The following is a 23,844-nucleotide window of genomic DNA, read 5'->3' on the forward strand; positions in this document are numbered from 1 at the left end:
GTGGTCTCCGGTCCGGCGTCGCGGCGGTTCCCCCGCCCTGCCGTCTCGCCTCAGCCCTCTCTCAGCTGCTCCCCGAACGCCCGGCGCGTCCGCCACCGCGCCCACGCCGGAAAGAGCTCTCCCACCACGCTGCGGAGGCGGAGCCGCAGCGGAGCGCCGCCCTGCGCCCGCGGCGCGCGCCAGAGCGCGGCCACGCTCTCGGCGACCCGCTCCACCGGGACGCCGCCGTCGTGCGGCCGGGACACCGAGCCCCGGCGCCGCCGCTCGTCCTCGTGCAGGCCCGTGTCCACCCAGCCGGGGTGCACCTGGGAGACCCGGATCCCGCGGGGCGCGAGCTCGAGCTCGAGCGCGTCGCTCAGCCCGCGGACGGCGAACTTCGTGGCGCAGTAGACGCTCTTCATGGGCACGGCGCGGAACGAGACCTCGGAGCCGACGTTGATGATGTGGCCTCCGCCGTCCCCCATCGCCTGCGCCGCGTGCCGGCATCCGAGGATGACGCCGAGCAGGTTGGTGCGGACGATCGCCTCGACGTCCTCGAGCGCCATCTCGTCGAGGCGCCCGTAGCCCTCCCGGGCGGCGTTGTTGACGACGACGTCGAGCCCGCCGAGGAACGCACGCGCCGCGCCGAAGAAGGCGCGCTGGGAGGCGTCGTCGCCGACGTCCACCGTGCTCGTGCCGAGCCGGCCAGCGTTTTCGGGCGCGGCGCCCTGCTGCAACGCGAGGAGCGCGCGCTCGTCCCGCGCGCCGGCGAACACCCGGTGCCCCTCCGCGAGCGCGCGCGCGACGATGGCCCGCCCGATCCCGCGCGAGCCGCCGAGCACGACGATGGCGAGCGTCCGCTCAGGCACGCGCGACCCGCGCAAGCAGCTCGCGCCCCAGGCTGCGCGCGAGGAGCTGCTCGCTGCTCACGAGGTGCTGCTGGTTGAGCCACGGCGCCGCGCAGGCGAAGCAGCCGTGATCGCGCAGGTGCTCCCACGCGGCCCGGACGCCGACCTCGAGCACGCTCTTGGCGGGGAAGTCCGCGAGCCGCTGGTTGCACGGGTACATGCGGCCGTCGCCGTCGATGAAGGCGTAGTACCGGCCCGCGCTGCACGGCAGGTACTCGAAGCGCTCCCGCCGCTCCTCCCGGGTGACGCGATCCCCCTCGTGGTGTTTCCACCAGCGCGCCATGTTCTCCCAGACGCGCTCGCGGAAGACCATCGGCGCCCCCCGGCGCTTGTGATCGAGCAGCGCGTCCGCCAGGGCCTGCCGCTCGCCCGCGTCGAGGGAGTTGTCGCCGTGCATGCGCAGCTGCCGATCGGACTGCGGGGCGTAGGTCATGACGACCTCGAGCCGCGCGCCGAAGCGGCCCGCCAGCTCGAGGAGCCAGGGCACCTGGTCCTTGTTCCGGCGGTTCAGCACCGCCTTCACGATGCGCGGAATGCCGCGCGCCTGGCACGCCTCGAGCGCCGTCATGGCCACGGCGAAGGTCCCCTGACCGCGGTTCAGATCGTTAATCGGCTCCGGACCGTCGACGCTCACGACGATCGAGCTCAGGCTGGCGAGCTCGTCCACACGCTCCTTGACCCGGAATCCGCTGGTGACCATTCCCACCGAGATCCCTCGGCTCACCGCCCGCTCGATGATGCGGCCGATGGATTTGTGCAGCATCGGCTCGCCGCCCGTGAGCGTCAGGACCGCCGTCCCCAGCGCCGCCGCCTCGTCCACGATCGCGAACAGCTGCTCGACCTTGAGCTGTCCGATGTCGTCGTGCCGGTGGTGGTAGTCGCCGTAGCAGTACTCGCAGCTCAGATGACATCGATTGGTAACACACACATCCACCCAGACTGGACGCGCTTCGCGGGCGAGCTTTGCGCGGACGAGCGAGCCCAGGTAACGAGGTGAGCGGTGCACGCGCTGCATGATAAAGAACTCGCCTCCAGATGTCATCCGGTCTTTGTAATATCTATTTCCTATGGTAAGGAGATTTCGACCAATCACGGCGCCACGGCCCAGAGCTTTACCGAACAGCGCGTCAAGGAGGTATTTTTCCGATGAGTGCGAGCAAGCGAATCCTGGTCACGGGTGGGGCTGGTTTCCTCGGATCGCACCTCTGCGCGCGGCTCCTGGCCGACGGGCACCACGTGATCTGCGTCGACAGCATGGTGACGGGGCGTGACGAGAACCTCGGGCCGCTGCTGAAGAACCCGCGGTTCGAGCTGCACCGCTGCGACGTGAGCGAGCCGCTCCGCTTCGAGGTCGACCAGATCTACAACATGGCCTGCGCGGCGTCGCCCGTGAAGTACCGGGCTGATCCGGTGCACACGCTCAACACGAACGTGTTCGGCGCGATCAACGTCCTCCGCCTGGCGCAGGAGCTGGGGGCCCGGGTCCTGCAGGCCTCCACCTCCGAGGTCTATGGCGACGCGCTCGTCCACCCTCAGCACGAGGACTACTGGGGGAACGTCAACCCCATCGGGCCTCGGGCCTGTTACGACGAGAGCAAGCGGGTCGCGGAGACGTACTTCTGGGAGTACCGCCAGACCCGCAACGTCGATACCGTCATCGTGCGCATTTTCAATACCTACGGCCCGAACATGGACCGGAACGACGGCCGGGTCATCGCCAACTTCGTTGTGAAGGCGCTGCGCGGCGAGGCGCTGGAGCTGTACGGCGGAGGCCACCGCACGCGCTCGTTCTGCTTCGTCAGCGACCTCATCGAGGGGCTTGTCCGCGTGATGAACGCCAAGGACCTGACCGGGCCGGTCAACCTCGGGAATCCGGCCGAGACGAGGATGCAGGACCTCGCCGAGCTCATCATCCGCAAGACCGGCGGGCGCGCGAAGCTGACGATGACCGATGCCCTCATCGACGATCCCCATCGGCGCAGGCCCGACATCTCCCGGGCCACCGAGCTGCTCGGCTGGCGTCCTCTGGTGGATCTCGACTCGGGCCTCGATCGGACGATCGACTGGTTCCGCCCGCGCGTCTGACGCCCGGCGGTGCTGGCGCGTCCCCTCGAATTTTCCGGGGGCAAAGTTCACAGGGAGGCGGGGAGGCGGGGAGAAGAGAAGGGGATTGAAATCCCATCAATCTCCCCGTCTCCCTGTTCAATTTTCCGCTTGAATGCCAACGGATTGAGGGGATCTGTCCGCCGGCGATGAGCAGAGTCGCCCTGCCGGGACGGGCGCTCAGCCGCCCTTCGACGGGAGGCGGCCGGAGGTGGCCATGACGCGCCCGCCGCGGCCGGCGCTGACGTCCGCCAGGATGCGATCGCGCTGCGCCCGGATCCGCTCTCCGAGCACGCGGTGGATCGCAGCCCTGAGGGCCATCCCTCCGAGCCCGCGCGTGACCGCGAAAGGCCCCGGCGCCGATCTCAGCCGGTCCAGGAGGATCCTTGGCGCCGACTGGGCCGAGAGCAGGCGGGCGCCGTCGCGCCGGTAGAGCTCCGGGTAGCTCGAGCGGAGCTGCTCTCTCGCGGCGGCATTGCGCGCCAGCGCGCGGACCACGTCGGCCATGCTGTCCACCTCGAAGTGGATGGGCGCCTCGGGGACCACGACCAGCGCGTCGCCGGCGACGAGCGCCGTGAGCCACGAGTCCTCGGTCACGAGGTCGACGGGCAGCCGAGGGAGCGCCCCGGCAGCCAGGAGCCCACGATCGGCCATCACCGCGCCCAGCCGATCGCGATCGATGGCATAGAGGCGACCGGAGATGTAGTCCTGACCGAGGCTGGTCGTCAGCAGGCGGAGGACGGTGCCGAGCGGCGGCGGCGGCGTCCCGCGCGGCTGCTCGAAGGCCGCGGCGACGGCGGCGTGCGGAGAGCGCTCCAGGGCGCGCAGCAGGGCCGAGATGGAGCCCTCGGCGGGGCGCACGTCCGCGTCCGTGAACACGAGGCGACGGTTGCGCGCCCGGGCCACGAGGGCGTTCCATGCGTTGTTCTTTCCGAGCTCGCTCTCGATGACGGCGAGCCGCGGCTCCCGCCCCCGGAACGCCTCGACGACACGCTCGGTGCCGTCCGTGCACCCGTTGAGACAGACGAGGATCTCGTCCACCTCGGGGCCGAGCCGCGACAGCTCGGTGAGGGTCGCCTCGATGGTGCGGACTTCGTTGTACGCCGGCAGGCAGATGCTGGCAGCCATCGACTCCGACGCATACCACCACGCCGGCTCGGGTGTCACGCGGCGCGCGCCGCGCGGGATGGCCACCCAGGAACGGACGATGCCGACGATGCCGACGATGTCAACGATGCCGGCGTGCCCGCATCCATTGCACGAATTTTACGCTTGGGTAAGGCTCCTGCCTATGTTAGCGTAAGAACAACCCCGCGTGACTACAAAGTCCGCCGGAGGTTCGCGCCGTCGCGCTGGTTTCGCGCCTGACGTCATCGTGATCCTTGGGTGTGCCGGTCCAGGTGCGGCGCTGAAGGGGAGAGCTTATGCACAGGCTTTTTGCGTTCGTGCTCGCTGGCACGGTGCTTCTGGGAGCCTCGTCGCCGGCGCATGCGAAGCGGCCGGTCCTCGCCGAGGGGTCACCGCTGCACGGCACCAACGGGATCAATGTGGGGCCGGATGGTCGGTTGTACGTCGCGAGCTTCCTTGGCAATGAGATCGCCATCGTGAACCGCAAGAGCGGAGCCATCGTGGATCGGCTCGACGCGTCGGACGGGATCGATGGCCCGGACGACCTCACGTTCGGCCCGGATGGCTCGCTCTACTGGACCTCGCTCATCCCTGGCAATGTCGTGAGGCACGCGCCGTCGGGCGAGATCACCGAGCAGTTCGTCGCGCCGGGGGTCAACCCCATCACGTTCTCCGATACGGGGCGGCTCTTCGTGGCGCTCGACTTCTTCGGTGACGGGCTCTACGAGGTCGATCCGGAGCTGTCGGCTCCGCCGCGCCACATCGCGAGCAACCTCGGCTTCCTGAACGGCATGGACTGGGGGCCCGACGGCAGGTTGTACGGGCCGATCTGGACGCAAGGCAGGGTGATCAGCATCGATGTGGACTCCTGCACCGGCGCGGTCGACCCGGAGGTGGAGTGCGATCTCCAGACGGTCGCGGACGGCTTTTTCATCCCTGCGGCAGCAAAATTCGACGCGCTCGGCCGGCTCCATGTGGCCGATCAGAACGGCGAGGTGGTGCGGATCGACATCGAGACGGGCGAGAAGGAGGTCATCGCGGAGCTCACGCCGGGGCTCGACAACCTTGCCTTCGACCCGCAGGGCAATCTCTACGTGTCGAGCGCCAGCGACGGCTTCATCGTCCGGATCAAGCCGAACGGCCAGACACACACGATCATGCCGGGCGGCATGATCATGCCCGGCGGTGTGGCCGTGACGACCGAAGGATGCGGCGAATCGGTCTATGTGGCCGATCTGTCGTCGCTGCGGACGTTCGACGGGGACACGGGCGCTCCGCTGGGCGTCGAGCGGGCGTTCCTCGGCCAATCGGATTTTCATGGGCCTGCCACGGTGTCGGCGGACGGGTCGAATTTGATCTTGACCGCGTGGTTCAGCAGCGTGGTCCAGATCTACGACCCGGCGACGGCGACGGTCCTCGAGACGTACAGCAACTTCGTCTCGCCGCTCAACGCGGTCCGGTTCCAGGGCGATATCGTGGTGGCCGAGCTCGGCGCGGGGCCGGGCGCGGCGCGCGTCGTCCGCCGGACGGGCGGCGGCAGCCTCGTGACGCTCGCGCCGATGACCGTGCCCTCGGGCCTCGCGGTGTCGGGAGGCGACCTCTGGGCCGCCGACTGGGCGACGGGCCAGATCCTCCAGGTGGCGGCAGGGGGCGTGACGCTCTCTCCGCCGCTCGTGGTGGCCGACGGCCTGGATCAGCCGGAAGGGATGGCCGTCGATCTGGACGGCACCCTGCTCGTCGTGGAGGTCGGGAAGCGCCGCCTGCTGCGCGTCGACCCGTCGACGGGGGACACCTGGGTCGTGAAAAAGCACCTCAAGGTGGGTCTCGAGGCGGTCACAGGGACGGTGCCGACCTATGCGTTGAGCGGCGTCGCCGTGGGCCCGTCAGGGACGATCTATGTCTCTGGCGACAAGGACAACGTGCTCTATCGATTCTGATCCAATGGCGACGAGGCGGCGCTGCTCTCGTTCGTCCTCGCCGCCTGAATCCAGACGTGAGGCTCGCCGCCTGCGGCTCTGGCGAGGAGCAGCAGGCGGCCCATCCATGGAGGATGAGCCTCGTTTCGAGTAAGCTCGCGGGCTGCATGCCCGCCCCGACGCTGACACGAAGAGACCTCAACCGGGCCACGCTCGCGCGACAGATGCTGCTCGCGCGGGAGGAGACCACGGCCGTCCACGGGATCGAGCGGCTGATCGCCCTCCAGGCCCAGCTGGCGCGGCCGCCGTTCATCGGGCTGTGGTCCCGGCTCGCGGCGTTCCGGCGCGAGCAGCTCGTCCAGCTCGTCGTGCGCCGCGAGGTCGTCCGGGCGCCGTTCCTGCGCGGCACGCTGCACCTCGTGAGCGCAAGGGACTACCTGGATCTGCACCCGGTCATCGCGCCGGTGCTCCACGCCGGGATGCGGTCGGTCCTCCGCGAGCGCGCGGACACCCTCGACGTCGCTCGGCTGGTCGCCGAGGCGCGCGCGTACTTCGACGCGGAGCCGCGGACCATGGACGAGCTGCGCGATCACCTGGCCGAGCTCTACGCCGACGGCGACGTGCGGGCCATGGCCCTCGCGGTTCGCATGCATCTGCCCGTCGTCCAGGTGCCCGGCGAGACCCCGTGGGGATACCCGGGAACAGCGGACTTCGCCCCGGCGGCGTCCTGGCTCGGCAAGCCGCTCCGCGACGGCGGCGCGCCGCAGGCGCTCGTGCTCCGTTACCTCGCGTCGTTCGGCCCGGCGACAGCGGCCGACGTGCAGACGTGGTCCGGCCTGACCCGCGTCAAGGAGGTGCTCCACGCCTTGCGAGAGCAGCTCTGCGTGTTCCGCGACGAGCGAGGCCGGGAGCTCTTCGACCTGCCCGACGCGCCGCGGCCGCCCGCGGACACCGCCGCGCCGGCCCGGTTTCTCCCCGATTACGACAACCTCCTGCTCGCGCACGACGACCGCACGCGGGTCATCGCGGACGAGCATCGCCCGCGGATCGTCCTGTCCGCCAACCTGCGCATCCTGCCGACGTTCCTCGTGGACGGCTTCGTGGCCGGCACATGGACGATCGAGCGGAAGAAGGCCACGGCCGCGCTCGTGCTCGAGCCGTTCGAGGCGCTTGGCAAGGCGGCGCGCGAGCAGCTCGCCGAGGAAGGGGAGGCGCTCCTTCGATTCATGGAGGAGGACGCCGGCACGTTCGAGGTGCGCTTCGGGAAGGCGGGATCCGCGAAGGCGCCGGCGGCGCGGGCGAAGGGAGGTGGCTCCGCAAAGGCGCCTGCGGCGCGGGTGAAGGCGAAGAGCGGTGGAGCTACAAAGGTACCTGCGGCGCGGGCGAAGACGAAGAGCGGCGCAGCCGCGAAGGCACCTGCAGCTCGGGAGAAGGCGAAGAGCGGTGGAGCCGCGAAGGCACCTGCAGCTCGGGAGAAGGTCAGGAGATGAGGTCGCCAGCTGACGAATCCCTCACGTTATTGGCATTTTGCGAGAAATTGAACAGTGAGGCGGGGAGACAGGGAGTTCCGGAGGTCTCGCGCTGGATGCACGTCATTGCCGCCCGCAGGGCATCCATCGCTTCGTCATCGTGCACGTGAGGAGTGAAGCAGCCAATGGTGCGTTCGACCTACGGCGCCAGCTTCACGAGGAAAGCGTCTTCCGTGCCGTCCGCGGCGAGCGCTCCCCCGCCGAGGTCGACCTCCCCCACCGTGCTGCCAGCGACGAACACGTGACCCGCGCCGTCCGCGGCGACCGACAAGCCCCGCTGGACGTCGGGACCAGGGAGCTGAGCGACCGACAGCAGGTCGCCCGCGCCGCTCAACGTGGCCGTGAAGGCATCGTAGTCGCTCTCGCTCCCGGTGGAGAAGGGGCTCCCGGCGAAGTCGCCCGACCCATAGAAGCTGCCGCCGAGCAGCAAATTCGCCCCGTCGCTCGCGATGCTCGATACCCACACGTGCAGCCCGAGACCTTTGCTCCAGAGGTGGTTGCCGAGCGGATCGAGCTTCGCCAGGAAGGACTCGTTGGCCCCTGGCAAGCTCGACAGCGGCCCGCCGCCGAGATCCAGGGTCGACCCGAACTTGCCCATCACGAAGAGGTTGTCGTCCGCGTCCACCGCGACGGCCCGGCCGGACTGCCACGCGTCGTCGCCGAAGTTCTTGCTCCACAGGTGATTGCCGAGCGCGTCGTACTTCGCGATCAAGACGTCGTCCGAGCGCCGCGTGGCCTTCGACAGCGGCCCACCGCCGAAATCGGCGGTCCCCCGCAGCGCGCCCACCACGATCACGTTGCCGGCCCCGTCAGCGGCCGCGCTCCACGGACGCATGTAGTCCGTCCCCACGAAGCCCCTGCTCCAGAGGTGCTCGCCGCTCGGAGAGAGCTTCACGAGGAACGCATAGTAGCCGACCGTGTTCGTAGGAGGGACGCGGCCGCCGCCGAAATCGATGCCCGAGTCGGAGCTGCCGGACAGGAAGATGTTCCCCGCGCCGTCGACCGCCAGCGCATCGAGCGACCTGACGCCGCCGGTGCTCAAGCGCTTGCTCCAGAGGTGGGCGCCGGACGGGTCGTATTTCGCCATGGCGACCGTCGGGATGCCGCGGCCGACCGGCCCGCCGCCGAGGTCGATGTCGAGCGTTCCCTCGGCGCCCACGAGGACGACGATGTTGCCAGCGCTGTCCACGACCATGCGCCGGATCGGGTTTGGCGAGACCGGCGGGCCCACGTCGAAGGCCCTGCTCCATAGATGCTCGCCGGCCGGAGAGAGCTTTCCCAGGAAGATCGCGGGCCCCCCCGGCGCGAGCTCTCCGCCGCCGAGATCCACGGCGCCGCCGAGCGCGCCCAGGAAGACCGCGTTGCCATCGCCGTCGGCTGCCACCTCCAGGATGGAGTGCTGTACGCCGTCGTCCTGCCTCCCTTCGCCGAGGTGGCACTGCCGCGCATCGCCGCCGGTCGATGGCGCGAACTCCACCACGAAGCCGTCATCCCAGCCGGGGGCGCAGCCGGGGAAGTTGTAGTCGCGGCACTCGATGAGATCGCCTGGCTGGAACTGGCCGTCGTAGCGGCCCGCGAGCATCCCCCGCGGACCTTGTCCGGTGACCTTCCAGGCGAGCCCCGCTGCGCGCTGGTCCTGGGCGTCGCCAGCGCGGCGGCTCCAGAGAGGCGCGCCGCTCCCGTCGAGCGCGGCGTAGAAGAGGTCGTCGCCGCCGGCGCTCGCGAGCGGCCCCGCGCCGAGATCGATCTGGCCCTGGAACTCGCCCGCGAGCAGGGTCACGTCCCCCTCCGCAGCAGCGATGGCCTTGCCGCGCTGATCGGCCTCGTCTCCGAAGCGCGCGCTGTGGAGGTGGTCCCCGGTCACGCTCAGCCAGGCCACGAAGACGTCGCGGCCTCCCGCGCTCACCAGCGGCCCCCCGCCGAAATCCGCCTGTCCCTCCAGGTCGCCTGTCAACAGCACCTCGCCCGTCTCGCGCGCGTCGAGGTCCCCGACATGCTGGTCCTGGGCATCGCCAAAGCGCTTGCTCCAGAGGTGCTCGCCATGGGCATCGAACCTGGCCACGAACACGTCATCGCCGCCCGCGCTCACGAGCGGGCCGCCCCCGAGGTCCGCCTGTCCCTGGAGATCGCCGGCCACGATGACGTCGTCCGCGCTGTCCACCGCGATCGCCTCGCCGCGCTGGTCCGCGGCGTCGCCGAACCGCTGGCTCCAGACGGCATTGCCGTCAGGATCGAGCTTGGCGACGAACGCGTCGTCGCCTCCGGCGCTCACGAGGGGGCCGCTGCCGAGGTCCACAGTCCCCTGGAACCGGCCCGTAATGAGGATATTTCCTTCGCTGTCCGCCGCGACCGCCTCGCCGCGCTGATCTGCGGCGTCGCCGAAGCGCCGGCTCCAGACGTGCTGTCCGCCGGCGTCGAGCTTGACGACGAAGATATCGTCGCCGCCGGCGCTCGTGAGCGGGGCGCCGCCGACATCCACGGTTCCCTGGAACACGCCGACCACGACGACGTTCCCGGCGGCGTCCACGGTGACGGCGCGCGCCCGCTGTCCGCCGGGGCCGCCGAGCCGCCGGGACCAGAGGGGGATGTACGCCCAGTCGGGATCTTCGCTGTCGCGCACGAGCTTCATCACGAAGGCATCATCGCCGCCGGCGCTGTACATCGAGCGCCAGCCGTTGCGATCCATGGCTCCCGCGAAGTGGCCGGTGACGATCATGCCGCCGTCCGGATCGATGGCGACGTCCGTGGCGACCTGCGCGTGGGCGCCGCCGAAGCGCTTGCTCCAGACATGGCCTCCTGTTCCGTCAGCGCCTCCGGTGCCGCCGGCGCCGCCTGTTCCCCCGACACCGCCTGTTCCGCCAGCGCCTCCGGTGCCCCCGACACCGTCCGTTCCGCCAGCGCCTCCGGTGCCCCCGACACCGTTCGTTCCGCCAGCGCCGCCGGTGCCGGCAGTGCCGCCTGTTCCCCCGACACCGTCCGTTCCGCCCGCACCGCCGGCGCCGCCCGTGCCCCCGACTCCACCGGTGCCGCCCGTACCCCCGGCTCCGCCGCCGCCCGTGCCTCCGGTGCCGCCCGTGCCCCCGGCTCCGCCGCCGCCCGTGCCCCAGGCTCCGCCGTTTCCGCCCACTCCCCCTGCGCTCGCCTCGCTGGTAGCCGGAGATGATCCCGCTCCGCTGCTGGAGCCCTCCTGCTCACCGACGTCGCAGGCCAGCGCGGGCACGGCGATGGCCAGCAGGACAGCTGTCCTTGTCAGCCCTCGCGCCCCGCGGACCGATCGCCACCGCCCTCGCGACTCATCCTTCGCGCACATGCGTCCTCCATCCGGCTCGCTATGTTGCGCCAGCTCGACAGGACATTCACGAGAAAGCTGGATCCCGTCCGGGTTCACCCGCGTGCGGAAGGAGAAAGAACACCTACACCGAACCACTTTGCAAGCAACCTTGCCAAACAAACGGTGCTGGAACGCCCTGACCGGCGCACCTCGGGTATGGTCCGTGTCCGAGGGATCGCACCGATGCGCAAGAATTTGATTTCGATTGGGTTGCTCAGCTGCCTGCTCTGGTCCTGCACCTCGTCCACGTCGGCTCCGGACGATGAGGCCGCCACGGGCGCCACCACCACCACCAGCAGCACCGCGAGCACAGCTCAAACAAGCGGAACATCGGCGAGCACCGGGAGTGGCGCGGGCGGCAGCAACGCGTGACCATTTCCGGCCACCCCGTGGCCACTCATGGCCATTGTGCACGTGATTCCCGTGCTTTATCCCTCTGCCATGAGCTCCGAACGCGCGCCATCCTCCACGGCGTGGGCCGTGGGCAAGGCCCTCTGCATCCTGTCGGCCGTCGCTTACGGCCTGTTGACCGGGCTGATCGACATCCTCGATCCGCATCACCTCCGGAACCCTGACTGGCCCGGACACGCGAGGTTCCACCTGCTCTGGCAGATCAGCGCGGGCGCCCTCGGCGCGCTCGCTTCCATCTACCTCTTCTGGACGGCAACGCCGCGCACCGTGGAGCGTGTCCGGACAGGCGCCTTTCTGGGCGCCCTCCAACTCGGCGGATTCACCCTGGCGGCCGTCTTCACGAGCGCCGCCGGCGCCGAGTTCGACGCCGGTGGCCGGGTCCTGCTCGGCTTCCTCCCGCCGAACATGCTGCACCTGGGCACCTCCGCAGCCCTGCTCTTCGCCGGCGTCTCCCTGTGTCACAAGAGAGGGGCTGCCACATGAGCCATCGCGCCGTCTCTGCTCCTGTCCTCATCATCGGCGCTGGCCCCTCGGGGATGGTGAGCGCGCTGTGCCTCGCCAGGCGCGGCGTCGACTGTGTGCTCATCGAGCGCCGGCCGGGCCTGGAGAATCACCCCAAGGCCCACGAGCTCTCGGCGCGCTCGATCGAGATCCTCCACGAGCTGGGGCTCGGTCATGGCGAGCTGTCCGCGGAGGCATCGCCGGAGGAGGACGCAGCCAAGATCCTGTTCTGCGGCACGATCGGCGAGGAGTTCGGCTGCATCGATCTGCGCGCCAACGGCGTCGGGCGCAAGTACCGAGAGCACCTCGAGGCGCCCATGCCTTACCTCAACCTCTCGCAGGTCGAGCTGGAGAAGCTCCTCCGCGAGCGCGTCTCGGCGTCGCCGCGGATCCAGGCGCTCCATCACCATCAGTGGGAGTCCTTCGAGCAGGATGCGGACGGCGTCACGAGCCGGATCACGGACCGGACGACGGGCGAGACCTTCGCGGTCCGGAGCCAGTACGTCATCTGCTCCGACGGCGCCGGGAGCCGGAGCCGCAAGGCCCTCGGGATCGAGATGAAGGGCCCGGACAAGCTGCTCGACGTCGTCAACGCCTATTTTCAGGCGGATCTGCGCCGCGTGGTCCGCACCCGGGGCAAGCTCTACTTCATCTTCTCCCCGAAGGCGCCGGGCAGCGTGTTCATCGCCCACCACGTCGAGAAGCGCTGGGTCTTTCACCTCCCGGTGGCGACGCCGCACGAGAAGATCGAGGAGTACACGCCCGAGGTGATGCAGAGGAAGATCAAGGCGGCGCTCGGGCGGGACGACGTCGATATCGAGATCACCTCGATGAGCCACTGGCGCATGACAGCGCAGGTGGCGGAGCGCTTCCGCAGCGGGCGCGTCTTCCTTGTCGGCGACGCTGCCCATCGCTTCCCGCCCACGGGCGGGCTCGGCATGAACTCCGGCATCGGCGACGCGCACAACCTGGCCTGGAAGCTCGCCATGGTGATCGAGCGGCGGGCCGCGCCCGGCCTGCTCGACAGCTACGAGGCCGAGCGCCGCCCGGTCATCGAGACGAACTGCGACGAGAGCCGGCTCAACTTCGAGAGGATGAGCGAGGTCGCGGAGGCCTTCGGGATCGAGGTCGAGGAGGCTCAATGGGTCAACGAGAAGCTGGCGAGCTCCACGATGCGCGCGCTGCCTGCCCCGCTCCGCGCCTGGACCGAGCGGCAGGTCCAGCACTACGGCGAGAGCATCCTCTCGCGGTACCATCGCGATCCCTCGGTGCGAGAGCGCGTCCTCGCGGCCATCGCGCAGCAAAGGTCGCATTTCGACAGGATAGGGCTCGACCTCGGCTACACGTACGAAGAGGGCGCGCTCCTCGGCGACGGCACGAGGCCGCCGGAGGTCGACGATCGGGTATCGTCGTACCTCCCGTCGACGCGGCCGGGCGCGCGATTCCCGCATTTCTGGCTGGATGGCAACAGGAGACAGCGCGGCAGCCGCTCCATGATCGACTACGGCGCTTCGATCCTGCTGCTCGGCGCGGCCGTCGAGGCGCTGCCCGCGGACATCGAGGCGCTGGAGGCTGTCGAGGCGCGCCACGGCGTCCGGCTGTTCAGGCTCGGCGCGGCCGACATTCCTGCCTGTCACCAGGCCGCGGTGCACGCGCTCTCGCAGATCGAGCAGGACGGCGCGCTCCTGATCCGGCCGGACGGGCATGTCGCGTGGCGCCAGCAGCGCGGCGTGACGCTCTCCGTGGCGCTGATCGCGTCGATCGTGGAGCAAGTCTACGGGGTCTAGTTCGACCCACCGGGAGTCCTGCGAGGGATCCGGAGAGAGGTTTCAACGCGAAGATCACTCGGGCGCTGGCAGATGTGGAGGCTTATCGCGCACCAACGATCCGCGACCCCTGCGGCGCCTCACGACGTCTCCCCCGGCGCCACGCGACCAGGCCCAGACCGAACAGCGCGGCGAGTTGCCAGCGTTCCGACGAATCACGGCCGAGACTGCAGGAACAACCCGAGCTGCCCTGGTCCGTGGTGCCATGATCCGCGCCCCCCGAGCCACCGGAGCCGCCCTCGGACGCGCCGCCGGCCGAGCCGCCGCCAGTCGAGCCGCTGCCGGCCGAGCCGCTGCCGGCCGAGCCGCTGCCGGCCGAGCCGCTGCCGGCCGAGCCGCTGCCGGCCGAGCCGCTGCCGGCCGAGCCGCTGCCGGCCGAGCCGTCGCTCTCCGAAGGCGAGACGCTATCGCACAGCGTGCCAGTCCCAGGAGGGGGCGAGCATTCGCCGGCGTCTGGGATGTTTCCACCCGCCGTCCCGGTGAGACGGAAGTAGATGCCGTACCTATCCGCGTATCGCTGGTAGTGCGGAGTGAACGTCAACGTGTTGTTGGAGTCCGTGTTCCGGAGCGTGAATTCCACCTTACCCGGGGTTTGAACCAAGTTGTTCTCGATGTCGGCGATCCACTCGTTGATCGTGATGCCGTTGTTGATGCCGATGGTGTCTTTGATGACGACACCAGCGGGAATGGTAGCCTTCTCGGATGCCCACTGGGGCTCCGACAGCATCCTCTCCGTCCCGAGACCGGCGCTCAAGACGACCGGTCCGTAGACGAACGCCACCGCATTGGGGTTATCGGGGAGCCTCGAGACCTTCACCTCCATCGGCAGCGTGAGCTCCACCTTGTCTCCGGGCTTCCAGGTGCGACCTACCGTGAGGTAGCCGTCCGCCTCCGTTGCGTCGCATGCCTGACCGTTGACCGTGATCGTCACGGGCTGACAACGAGCGACCCAGGAGGGCTTTCTGAATCTGATCGTGACCGCATCGGCCGGGGCAGCGGTGATCTCGAAAACCGCCTTGTCGGAGAGAGGAAAATTGGAGGTCTGTTTCAACGACAGCCCCCGCGCGGACCAGGTCAACGTCGAGCCGAGGAACATGTTGACGTACAGATCCGTATCGTCATGGAAGTACAAGCTGTCATTGAGCTTGGTATAGTTCTCCATGCCGGTTCCGTTGCAGCACCAGAAAGTGTCCTGCGGCTTGCCGAACACCTTGAAGAACCCTGTTCCCATCGGCTTGAAGTACGCCGTCATTCCGTTCGTCGGATTGACGGCAGACATGATCTCGTTGATATGGGTCTGCTCGTAGTAGTCGGCATACTTGACGTCCCCCGTGGCCTTGAAGAGCCCTCTCGAGAGCTTCAGCATGTTGTACGCGTTGCACGTCTCGTTGTTCACATTGTCTCTTTGCGCGTCCAACTGCCTGGGCTCGTGAAAATGCTCGAGCTGGCTATTCCCACCAGTGACATAGGTATGATCCCTCAACACGATGGACCAGAACTGCTCTGCCGCGGTGTAGTAAAAGTTCTCCTTTTCGCCCAGCGTTCGATAGCGGTTCAGGGCGCCGATGAACTTGGGGATTTGCGTGTTGGCATGCTTGCCTGGCAGGATGTTGTTGCCTTGAGAAATCGGCGTGAAGAGCGAGTCCTCGTCGAAGATGTGGGCTGCCGCGAGGTGATTGGGGTTGTTCGTCAGCCTGTACAGATCGTACAGGCAGTCGTTCATGCCGCCGTACTCGACGCCCAGGACCTTCCTTCGAAGGTCCGCGTTCCAGGTCGAGCTGCGGTTGTAGGCCCAGTCCCCCAGCTTGCTCGCGATTTCGAGGGCCGTCGCATTTCCTTCGAACTCGTAGACGTCGATGAGGCCTGCGATGATCTTGTGCATCGTGTACCACGGAGCCCAGCTGGAGCCGCTGGCCTTCCCCTCGACGACGTCGAAATGCGTCTCCGGCGACGCGAACAGGTATCCTCTGGGACTCGCGTTTTGAAATGACTTCAATTGACCGATCGTGTAGTCGAGCTTCTGCGCGATGGCGGCGCTCTGCTCCGCGTCGGAGCTCTTGAGCTGTTTGTACGCTCGCGCCATGGCGGACATGTAGTGTCCTATGGTGTGCCCGCGCAAGAGGCTCCAGCCACCCTCCCACCCGCCGTAGAGATTGAGGCCCGACGAGCTCCCAGGGTCCTTTCCTTGCGACACCGCCTTGAAGCCCGCCAGAAGTCGGTTGGGGTCGAGGCTCATGATGTACGCGAGCTCTTTCGAAGAGATGTTCTGGTAGTACGCGTCGGTGACGCTCACCTCGTCCAGCTCGAACTCCTGCAGCTTCTCGACGGAGTCCGCGGCGGACGCCATCCCTGGAGTGAGGACGCCAAACAGAAGAGATACGGCCAACGCGGTGGCCCCCGAGAGCGAGCGCCGTACCTGCAGGATCCTCTTGCTCATGATGCTCCTTTCAGATCTCGAATGCATCGTATGCAGGAAATTCAAAGCGAGACCACGCCGCGCCAAACGGTCGTCGCCGGTGACAGCACTCGATTTTTCACGATAGCCGCCGAACGAGCGCGGTATGCCGTGTTCTCTGGTGGAGCCCCCGCGGCCCGATGTTCATCCCCACCGTTCAGCGATCGCTTCCGCGACGACCGAGCGAGCAGAGCTGGTGCAAGAATCGATCAGACGACGAAGGCCTCGGTAGGCCTGGCGACCCGAGCAATGCGCAGCAACAGGGACACCCCTCGACGCGAATGTGAACGTTCACATGACCGCCGTCAATTCCAATCGACAGGTCCGTAAACATTTGGGTCCCGAGGGATCACGAGGGTGGCGGGCTCCTCCGCAGCGCCGTGGCAAGAGGTGCGGGCGCCGTGCCGCGATCATCGCCAGCCCGGTCGACGAGCTCGAAGCCGATCAGCGCATCGGCGGCTGGCGCGCGACGCGGCGCGTGGTGCCCGCATCGCCAGCCCGAGGTCGCGCCGCCGCGCGCCGGTGGCGGCGGTGCTGCAGCGCCAGTGTGACCGCGGTCCGATGCCCGCCCCTCTTTGCGCGGCGCTCCGGGAGGAGACCTGTCTGCCCTGGGGACGGGAGGCGGTCGCCGGCGGCCGTTTCGAATTGACATCAGATTTGTGAACGTTCACATTTGGTCCCCGAGGCCCCGCTGGCGCTGCCCGAAACGAGGGTCGTCATGCTGAGGCACGAGCACCGGCGGAGGCGGCACGGCTCCGCTCGCTCGGCCATCGAAGACAAAGGTGCGTGATTCGCCCATCGGCGCTGCGACTACGCGCGAGATCGAGGAGCGATATAGCACGTTTGAAAAGCAGCTCGAGAGCACGATTGTCGGTGGCGCTCTTGTGGAGTATGCGCTCAACCAAGAAAATGTCTTCCACCGCTGCTTCATTGACGGTCGGTTCGAGATCGACAACGGTGAGGTGGAGCGCCGCATCCGACGGGCCCCGCGCGGTCGAGGCCGAGCTCTCACGCCGTGTCCCGCGGCGCGCCGGCGAACGCGCTCTCGTCGTAGTGGCTGCGGGGGTTCCACGCCGCGTAGCCCGCGCAGCCGGCGTCGTCGTTCGCGCGGATCTGCTCCCGGATGTGCCACGGCGTGTACTCGTACCGCTGCATGGGGCGCGAGCTGTCCAGATCGAACGCCTGGATCCAGCTGCGCAGCAGCCCGATGCGCCCGGGAAGCGCTGCCACCCTGCGCCAGCCGGCCGAGAGCGAGGCGTACAGGGTCTCGTAGGGGTGATGGGCAGGGTTCGCGAACCCGAAGCTGCCAGGGCCCCAGTGCGACGGGTACGGCATCGGCATCACGTAGTCGAAGAGCTCCACGGCGTCCTCCAGCCGCTGGCCTATCCCGTCCTGCGGCCCGAGCAGCGTGAACCCGAAGACATCCGCGGAGATCGGGCGAGACGCGGCATCGCCGACCTCCACGCGGAGGAACTCGAAGAAAGCGCGGATCGTCGGCGCCCTCTCCTCGATCGGCGTCCGCGACCGCGGCTCGCGCGCGGCGCCATAACGCACATAATCGTAGTTCACCTCGTCGAAGCCGGCGTCGTACGCCCGGAGCGAGATCTCCGCGATCTCGTGCCATCGCGGCTGCGAGGCCGGGTCGTACCAGCCCCGCGGGCCGCCCTTGAACGCGACGAGCCGGGCGATGAGGTAGATGCCGGCCTCGCGCAGGGCGCCCAGCTGGACCCTTGTCACCTCGTCCCGCTCGAAGAGGAGCGGGCCACCCTCCGACCGGATATCGATCACCAGGGAGTTCAGCTCTGTCCGCTGGACCAGGGAGGAGAGCCGATTCAACCGCTCCACGTTCCTCCCCGCCGCGAAGTTCACGTAAATCGCCTTGGTGATCGTGGGCATGCTGTTCCCCCCGCCGAGGAGAGAGCACGTCCCTGGCCAAGGGAGCGCCGCGCGCGCCGGAGCACCTTTCGCAGCCCTTTTCAGCTGGGGAAATTGAACAGGGAGGCGGGGAGACAGGGAGTATTTGAAGATTACCTCCCCGTCTCCCTGTGAACTTTCCGAAGAGTCTGCGGGGGATGCCTCAGGCGCAGCCCCCCGCGCCCCGGGTCACCCCCGCATCGCCTGGATCGGGCTGATCCGCGCAGCGCGGAGCGCCGGGAAAAACCCGCCGAGCAGGCCCATCACCGCCGCGATCGCCACCGACGTCAGCAGGATCCCGGGCGTCGGCTCGAACGTGAACACGACCTCCGACCAGCTCGCGAAATTGACGGTCGAGAAGCGCACGAACCTCATCCCGAGCGCGGCGAGCACGCCGAGCGCCCCGCCCGCCAGCGCGAGGAGGACCGACTCGATGAGGAACGACACGAGGATGCTGAACCGCGAGAAGCCGAGCGCCCGCAGCGTGCCTATCTCGCGCTGCCGGTTGGCGATCGACGAGTGCATCGTGATCATCGCGCCGATCATGGCGCCGATCGAGAAGAACACCGCGATGAGCACGCCCATCACCTTGATGAACATGCTCGTCCCCTCGGACTGCTTCTCGTAATAGACGCTCTCGCGCATCACCTCGAGCCCGAGGTTCCGGTTCTGCTCGATCGACGCCTCGAACGCGTCGAACTTGCTGGCCGAGGCGAGCCGCGCCCGCACAGCGGAGACGCCCCCCTCGCGGCCGAACGCCGAGCGCGTCGTGTGCAGGTCGGCCCAGACCTCGGACTCCAACGAGGAGCCGCCGTCGTCGAACACCCCCACGACCTTCACCGGCCGGTTCTTTCGCAGCTCGAACGACTCGCCGATCGACAGGCCCTTGAAGCGGCCGTTGATCGCCTTGCCCACGATCACCTCGTCCGTGCCCGGCTGCGCCGGCCGGCCCTCGATGATCTTCACCTGCGAGCGGAACGCGAGCACGTCGTCGGGCACCCCGCGCACCTGCACGTTGGAGATGCCGTCCGTGCCGAGCTTCTCGAGGAGGATGACCGCGATCACCTCCCCCACCCCGTCCGGCTTGCCGTCCTGCCGCTTCGCGACCTCGGCGCTCGCGAGGATCACGCCGATCTGCTGCTCCTCGATGCTGCTCACCATCTCGGCGTCGGAGCCCTTCCGCATCACGATCGCGACGTCGTCCCGCGCGGTGCGCCCGAGGGTGCGCTCCACGCTGTTCGCGAGCATCAGCACCGACGCGAACACGAACACCACGAGGCCGAGACCGGACGCCGTCGCGAGGGTCGTCGTCTTGCGCACCACCAGATTTCGAACGTTGTAAGCGACGGGGATCATGAGCGCTCTCTCCCGCTTTCAGGGTGTCGAAGACAGGCTGCGTGGGTCGCTCACGCCACGCGCCGGAGCGCGTCGGTGACCGAGAGTTTCGAGGCGTTGTACGCCGGGATGAGCGACGCGACGAGCGACAGCCCCATCGAGAGCAGCACCGCCATGACCATCGTCGAAGGCTCGATCCGGAAATAAGGGAACCAGGCGCCCATGTCCTCCTCCAGCCACCGGCCCAGCCCGAGCTCGACGATCGGATACGAGACCACGAGCCCGAGGAACCCGGCCAGGAGCCCGATGGTCGCCGCCTCCCCGATGATGAAGATCCTCACGTGCTTCGGCTCGAACCCGAGCGCGCGCAGCACGCCGTACTCCCGCGTCCGCTCCCGGACGCCCATGGCGATCGTGTTGCCGAGGATCATCATCATGATGAGAAGGATGATGACGGACACGACGTTGAGGGCCGTCAGCACGGCCGACATCATCGCCATGAACGACAGGTTCATCGCCCGCTCGCTCATCGTCGCCGTCTGGACGTCCTTCTCGTCGAAGATCTTGTCGATCGCCGCGCTGATGTCCGCGCTCCGCGACGGGTCGTCGATCCGGGCGGCCATCCAGCCGATCTGGTCGCGCTGCCGCTCGGGGAGCGACTCGTTCAGGTAGTCGTAGTGAAAGATGAACTGCGACCTGTCGATCGACTTGCGCGTCGCCGTGTAGATCCCCGAGACGTTGAACTGCCAGTTTCCGGGGTAGATCGTCCCCTCCAGCGTCACCGTGTCGCCCGGCTTCACCTTGAGCCGGGTCGCGAGGACGTCGCCCAGGATGGCGCCCTTCCTGTCGCCCTGCCACCGCTCCATGTCCTCGGGCGAGACGACCATCTCGTCGTAGACCTTGAAGAAGGTCTTCGACTCGACGGCCATCGAGGCGAAGAAATTGTTGGCGTCGCGCGGGTCCTTGGCGCCGAACCAGCTCATGAAGGACCCCTCCGTCACGCCGGGGACCTCGCGGACCGTGTCCATGTAGCGCTTCGGCAAGGGGAGGATGAACGAGATCTTGTGCCGCGTCGCGATCCGGTCCTTCGCGGCGTGGTCGGCGGCGACGTTCCACGCCGAGAGCACCGTCCGGAGGAGCACGAACGCGAGCACCGCCACCACCGCGCCGATCACGGTCAGCAGCGTCCTGAACTTGTTGCGAAGGACGTTCCTGGCGGCGACGGAGACGAGGTTCATGACAGGTTCCCCTTGTCGAGCCGGCGCGTCACCGTCGCGCGCTCGGCGGCCTGCGGATCGTGCGTGACCATCAGGATGGTCTTCTTGAACTCCTTGTTGAGCTTCTCCAGGAGGGCCAGGATCTCGTCGGCGCTCTTGCGATCGAGATCGCCGGTCGGCTCGTCCGCCACGATGATCGTCGGGTCGTTCACGATCGCCCGCGCGATCGCGACCCGCTGCTCCTGGCCGCCGGAGAGCTGCCGGGGATAGTGGCCCATCCGCTCCTCGAGCCCGACGACGCGCAGGGCCGTCTGCGCGCGCTTCCGCCGCTCGGACGACGACAGGTTCGTGAGCAGGAGCGGCAGCTCGACGTTCTCGACCGCGGTGAGCACCGGCATCAGGTTGTAGGCCTGGAAGATGAAGCCCATCGTCCTGGAGCGGAAGCGCGCCAGCTCGCCGTCGCTCATCCGCGTGAGGTCCTGCCCCGCCACGCGCGCCGTGCCGCGCGTCGGGCGATCGAGCCCGGCGATCAGGTTCAGCAGCGTCGATTTGCCCGAGCCCGAGGGCCCCATCAGCGCCTCGTACGACCCCTCCGGGACGTCGAGCGTGATGTTGTCGAGCACCACGATCGGCTCCTTGTCGCGGAAATAGCTCTTGCCGACCCCCTGCAGCTCGACAATGGGCTTCGGCTTCCCGTCGCGATACCCCTCGGTCATTCGCTCCCCTTTTCCTTCTCTTTGATCTTCTGACCGTCCGCGAGCTCGGCGGACGGCCTCGCCACGAGGCGCGCCCCCGGGGCCGGGCCGTCGAGCAGCTCCAGCCCGCCGGGCGCGGGGCCGCCCACCTTGATGGGCACCATCTTCACCTGGCCCTCGTTGACCACGAACACCACCTTGGCGCCGCCCCGCTCGACCACCGCGGCCTCCGGGACGACCCGCTTCGGCGGCTCCTTCATCGCCTCCTCGGACAGCGCCTCGGCGAGGAAGCTCACCCGCGCGCTCATCTCCGGCAGCGCCTCCTTCGGCTCTCCGACGAACTTCACCTTCACCGGGATGGTCGCCTTGGCGCGGTTCACCCGCTTGCCGATCTCGAGCGTCGTGCAGCGGTGCCGCTTCGAGGGATACGCGTCGAGGACCACCTCGCACGGCTTGCCGGGCTCGACGAGGTAGAGGCGCGTCTCCGGGACATCGGTCTCGACGACGAGCGACGTGAAGTCGGCGATCTCGACGAGGTGCGGCAGCTCGAGGCCGACGACCTCGCCCACCTCCGGCGGCTTCGACATGATCGTGCCGCTGATCGGCGCGACGATCTTCCGGTCGGCCAGCGTGACCCGGAGGCTCTCGACGTCGGCCGCAGCGGCCTTGACCTCGGCGTCGGCCGCCGCCGCCGACTGGGTGAGCGAGTGCATGCGCGCGGTGAGGTCATCCATCGAGGCGCGGCCGGTCACCTGGCGCTCGACGAGCAGCCGCTCCCGCGCGAGCTGCTGCTCGACCTCGCCGATGCTCGCCCGGGAGGCCGAGGCGCGCGCCCGCGCCGCCGCGACCTTGGCCTGGGCCGCGGCCACGAGGCTCTTCTGGTCGGCGTCGTCGAGCTCCACGAGCAGGTCGCCCTGCTTCACCACGTCGCCTTCCTTGACGTGCACCCGCGCGATGCGGCCGGGGAACTTGGCCCCGACCTTGGACACGACCTGCGGGACCACGTACCCGGTCGACGTCACGGAGATCGACGCCTGCGCCGGCGAGACCAGCGCGACCTCCGTGGTGGTGACCTCGGTCTTGAAGAGCGCGCTCTGCGCCCTGGGAAGGGCGAACGCGGCGGCGCCGGCGACCGCCGCCAGCACGACCGCGGCGACGAGGGCGGTGCGGAGCGGGCTCCGCCGATCGGGATCGACGTCCCGCTGGATCCGCAGCGAGGCGAGATCCGAGCTGAGCTGGTCGGACACGGCGTCTCCTTAACACGCTTCCGGCGTCGCGTTGAAGTTCTATCGCCCATTTCTGACGCGAGGCGCTACCCGCGCCCGACACGCAGGACGCGGCCTCGCGCCCGCCCTGGAGCGGCGCTTGCTCCATATCGAAATCGCCTCCCGCCGCGGCAATCCGCCCGTCCAGACCGCAATGCGCCGCGCGGCTGTGCCCGCCGCGCCTCACCCGTGGCAGTGCGCTCCCTGACGTGCGGCGGCGCTCGGATTGATGCCTGCGCCGCTGTGCGCCGCTGTCAGTGTCGACGCGGGGCGCGGGGCGCGGGGTCACAGCGCGGCGATGGTGCGAGATGCGCGCCTTGCGCTCGCGGGGCTCCCGAGACCAACACCCTGTCTCGACGCCCCGACGGCGCACGTCTACGCTGGCACGATGGGTTTTGTCGCGAGCCTTTTCATCGTCTACGGGGTCGCCGGGGTGGTGCTGGGTGTCGCGGTCGCCATCGCGATCGGGCGCTGCCACCACCACCGTCGGCGCTCGCAGATCGCCGCGTATGCGCGGAGCCCTTCGGCGTCCCCCGGCGCGATACGCGAGGGGTTTGCGCTCCTGCGCGGCGAGGTGAGCGCGGAGGACGCCGCGCCGGGAGACGCGGTGATCGCGGTCGAGATCCCGTGCGGCGGCCAGGCCGGCGCCGCGCCGAGCGCGTGGCAGACGCGGGCGCGCGCGTTCTCGCTCCGGCTCGCCTCGGGCGCCACCGTGCGGGTCGAGCCGGCGAGCGGCAGGCTGAGCCTCGACACCACCTTCGTCCCGACGAGACGAGGCGGCGCGCCCGCCTACGTGTCCGAGGTTCGCCCCGGCGACACGATCTACATCGCGGGCTCGGTGCGCCGCGAGATCGACGCGAGCGCCGCCGGCAAGGGGTACCGCGACGCCGCGCGGGCCTGGGTGCTCCGGGCGCCCGCGCACGGCAGCCTCTGCGTCGCTTCGGAGACGGTCGTCGCCCACCACGCCCAGCGCGCGCGGTTCCACCGATCCTGGGCGCTCGCGCTCGGCGGGGCGCTCGCGGCGCTTCACCTCGGCCTGTTCCGCGCGTTCCACGCGAGCATGCTCGGCCCCGTCGAGTCGGGCGGGAGCATCGACATCGGCCCGGCCGCGCTCGCGCTCTTCTTCGTCGGCGCCGCGGCGCTCACCTACCGCACCCTGGCCGAGCAGACCTCTCCCTGGATCGAGCTCCGCGTGGATCGCTCCAGGGCGGCCTAGCTGAGGCGGCGCATCTCGTAGGTGCCCGCGGCTTGCACATGGCGGCAACGAAGTTGCCGGTTCCGCACGAGGCGCCCCGGTCGCCGCAGGCTCGAACGAGACCCCGGACGGCCGT

At 68.8% G+C, this 23,844-nt stretch carries 16 protein-coding genes and 1 pseudogene; 7 read left to right on the forward strand and 10 right to left on the reverse strand.

Annotation, left to right across the window (positions count from 1 at the left end):
- Positions 1–50: 50 nt before the first annotated feature.
- Both WMF11_RS37060 and WMF11_RS37065 read right to left on the reverse strand, forming a co-directional pair.
- Complete coding sequence (locus tag WMF11_RS37060) at positions 51–848, reverse strand: SDR family NAD(P)-dependent oxidoreductase (RefSeq protein ID WP_437974105.1); 798 nt, start codon at positions 846–848, stop codon at positions 51–53.
- A complete protein-coding gene (locus tag WMF11_RS37065) occupies positions 841–1,902 on the reverse strand; it encodes a radical SAM protein (protein ID WP_437974106.1) in 1,062 nt (353 codons plus the stop codon). The genes WMF11_RS37060 and WMF11_RS37065 overlap by 8 nt, the downstream gene beginning before the upstream one ends.
- Positions 1,903–2,033: 131 nt before the next feature.
- Between WMF11_RS37065 and WMF11_RS37070 the strand changes: the two genes are divergently transcribed.
- The gene (locus WMF11_RS37070) at positions 2,034–2,972 is read left to right on the forward strand and encodes a UDP-glucuronic acid decarboxylase family protein (protein WP_437544270.1); all 939 of its coding nucleotides are present in this window, start codon (positions 2,034–2,036) and stop codon (positions 2,970–2,972) included.
- Positions 2,973–3,170: 198 nt separating this feature from the next.
- On the opposite strand, the gene WMF11_RS37075 is transcribed toward WMF11_RS37070, so the two are convergent.
- On the reverse strand, positions 3,171–4,118 hold the full coding sequence (locus tag WMF11_RS37075; protein WP_437903893.1) for a glycosyltransferase family 2 protein: 948 nt from the start codon (positions 4,116–4,118) through the stop codon (positions 3,171–3,173).
- Positions 4,119–4,414: 296 nt separating this feature from the next.
- Here WMF11_RS37075 and WMF11_RS37080 point away from each other — a divergent pair, with 296 nt between their 5' ends.
- Both WMF11_RS37080 and WMF11_RS37085 read left to right on the forward strand, forming a co-directional pair.
- Positions 4,415–6,055, forward strand: coding sequence for a hypothetical protein (locus tag WMF11_RS37080; protein WP_437974107.1), 1,641 nt, complete (start codon positions 4,415–4,417; stop codon positions 6,053–6,055).
- Positions 6,056–6,168: 113 nt separating this feature from the next.
- Positions 6,169–7,524 (forward strand): winged helix DNA-binding domain-containing protein, encoded by a 1,356-nt coding sequence (locus tag WMF11_RS37085; protein WP_437974108.1) that lies wholly within the window; start codon positions 6,169–6,171, stop codon positions 7,522–7,524.
- A 178-nt stretch (positions 7,525–7,702) separates the two neighbouring features.
- Here WMF11_RS37085 and WMF11_RS37090 read toward each other — a convergent pair whose 3' ends face one another.
- Positions 7,703–10,873 carry a hypothetical protein gene (locus tag WMF11_RS37090; protein ID WP_437974109.1) on the reverse strand — a complete coding sequence of 1,057 codons (3,171 nt, stop codon included), beginning with the start codon at positions 10,871–10,873 and terminating at the stop codon, positions 7,703–7,705.
- Between the two features lie 462 nt (positions 10,874–11,335).
- Between WMF11_RS37090 and WMF11_RS37095 the strand changes: the two genes are divergently transcribed.
- Complete coding sequence (locus tag WMF11_RS37095) at positions 11,336–11,788, forward strand: hypothetical protein (protein ID WP_437974110.1); 453 nt, start codon at positions 11,336–11,338, stop codon at positions 11,786–11,788.
- The gene (locus WMF11_RS37100; protein ID WP_437974111.1) at positions 11,785–13,593 is read left to right on the forward strand and encodes an FAD-dependent monooxygenase; all 1,809 of its coding nucleotides are present in this window, start codon (positions 11,785–11,787) and stop codon (positions 13,591–13,593) included. The genes WMF11_RS37095 and WMF11_RS37100 overlap by 4 nt, the downstream gene beginning before the upstream one ends.
- A gap of 82 nt (positions 13,594–13,675) precedes the next feature.
- Here the strand turns inward: WMF11_RS37100 and WMF11_RS37105 are convergent, their stop codons facing one another.
- Positions 13,676–16,069: a beta-L-arabinofuranosidase domain-containing protein gene (locus WMF11_RS37105; protein WP_437974112.1), complete on the reverse strand. Its 2,394-nt coding sequence runs from the start codon at positions 16,067–16,069 to the stop codon at positions 13,676–13,678.
- An 800-nt stretch (positions 16,070–16,869) separates the two neighbouring features.
- Here WMF11_RS37105 and WMF11_RS37110 point away from each other — a divergent pair.
- Positions 16,870–17,085: pseudogene (locus WMF11_RS37110) on the forward strand (IS66 family transposase); the annotation flags it as partial.
- 10 nt (positions 17,086–17,095) lie between these two features.
- On the opposite strand, the gene WMF11_RS37115 reads toward WMF11_RS37110, so the two are convergent.
- From WMF11_RS37115 to WMF11_RS37135, 5 genes are all read right to left on the reverse strand, one after another.
- Positions 17,096–17,983 (reverse strand): putative glycoside hydrolase, encoded by an 888-nt coding sequence (locus WMF11_RS37115; protein WP_437974113.1) that lies wholly within the window; start codon positions 17,981–17,983, stop codon positions 17,096–17,098.
- 207 nt (positions 17,984–18,190) lie between these two features.
- On the reverse strand, positions 18,191–19,357 hold the full coding sequence (locus tag WMF11_RS37120) for an ABC transporter permease (RefSeq protein ID WP_437544284.1): 1,167 nt from the start codon (positions 19,355–19,357) through the stop codon (positions 18,191–18,193).
- Between the two features lie 50 nt (positions 19,358–19,407).
- Entirely contained in the window at positions 19,408–20,574 is a 1,167-nt protein-coding gene (locus WMF11_RS37125) for an ABC transporter permease (RefSeq protein WP_437974114.1), read from the reverse strand.
- A complete protein-coding gene (locus WMF11_RS37130) occupies positions 20,571–21,269 on the reverse strand; it encodes an ABC transporter ATP-binding protein (protein ID WP_437903902.1) in 699 nt (232 codons plus the stop codon). The genes WMF11_RS37125 and WMF11_RS37130 overlap by 4 nt, the downstream gene beginning before the upstream one ends.
- The gene (locus WMF11_RS37135) at positions 21,266–22,495 is read right to left on the reverse strand and encodes an efflux RND transporter periplasmic adaptor subunit (protein WP_437974115.1); all 1,230 of its coding nucleotides are present in this window, start codon (positions 22,493–22,495) and stop codon (positions 21,266–21,268) included. The genes WMF11_RS37130 and WMF11_RS37135 overlap by 4 nt, the downstream gene beginning before the upstream one ends.
- A 406-nt stretch (positions 22,496–22,901) precedes the next feature.
- Here WMF11_RS37135 and WMF11_RS37140 point away from each other — a divergent pair, with 406 nt between their 5' ends.
- Entirely contained in the window at positions 22,902–23,729 is an 828-nt protein-coding gene (locus WMF11_RS37140) for a hypothetical protein (RefSeq protein ID WP_437903904.1), read from the forward strand.
- Positions 23,730–23,844: the final 115 nt, after the last annotated feature.

The organism is Sorangium sp. So ce295, assembly GCF_051527405.1.
In the GTDB taxonomy this organism is placed as follows: domain Bacteria; phylum Myxococcota_A; class Polyangia; order Polyangiales; family Polyangiaceae; genus Sorangium; species Sorangium cellulosum_B.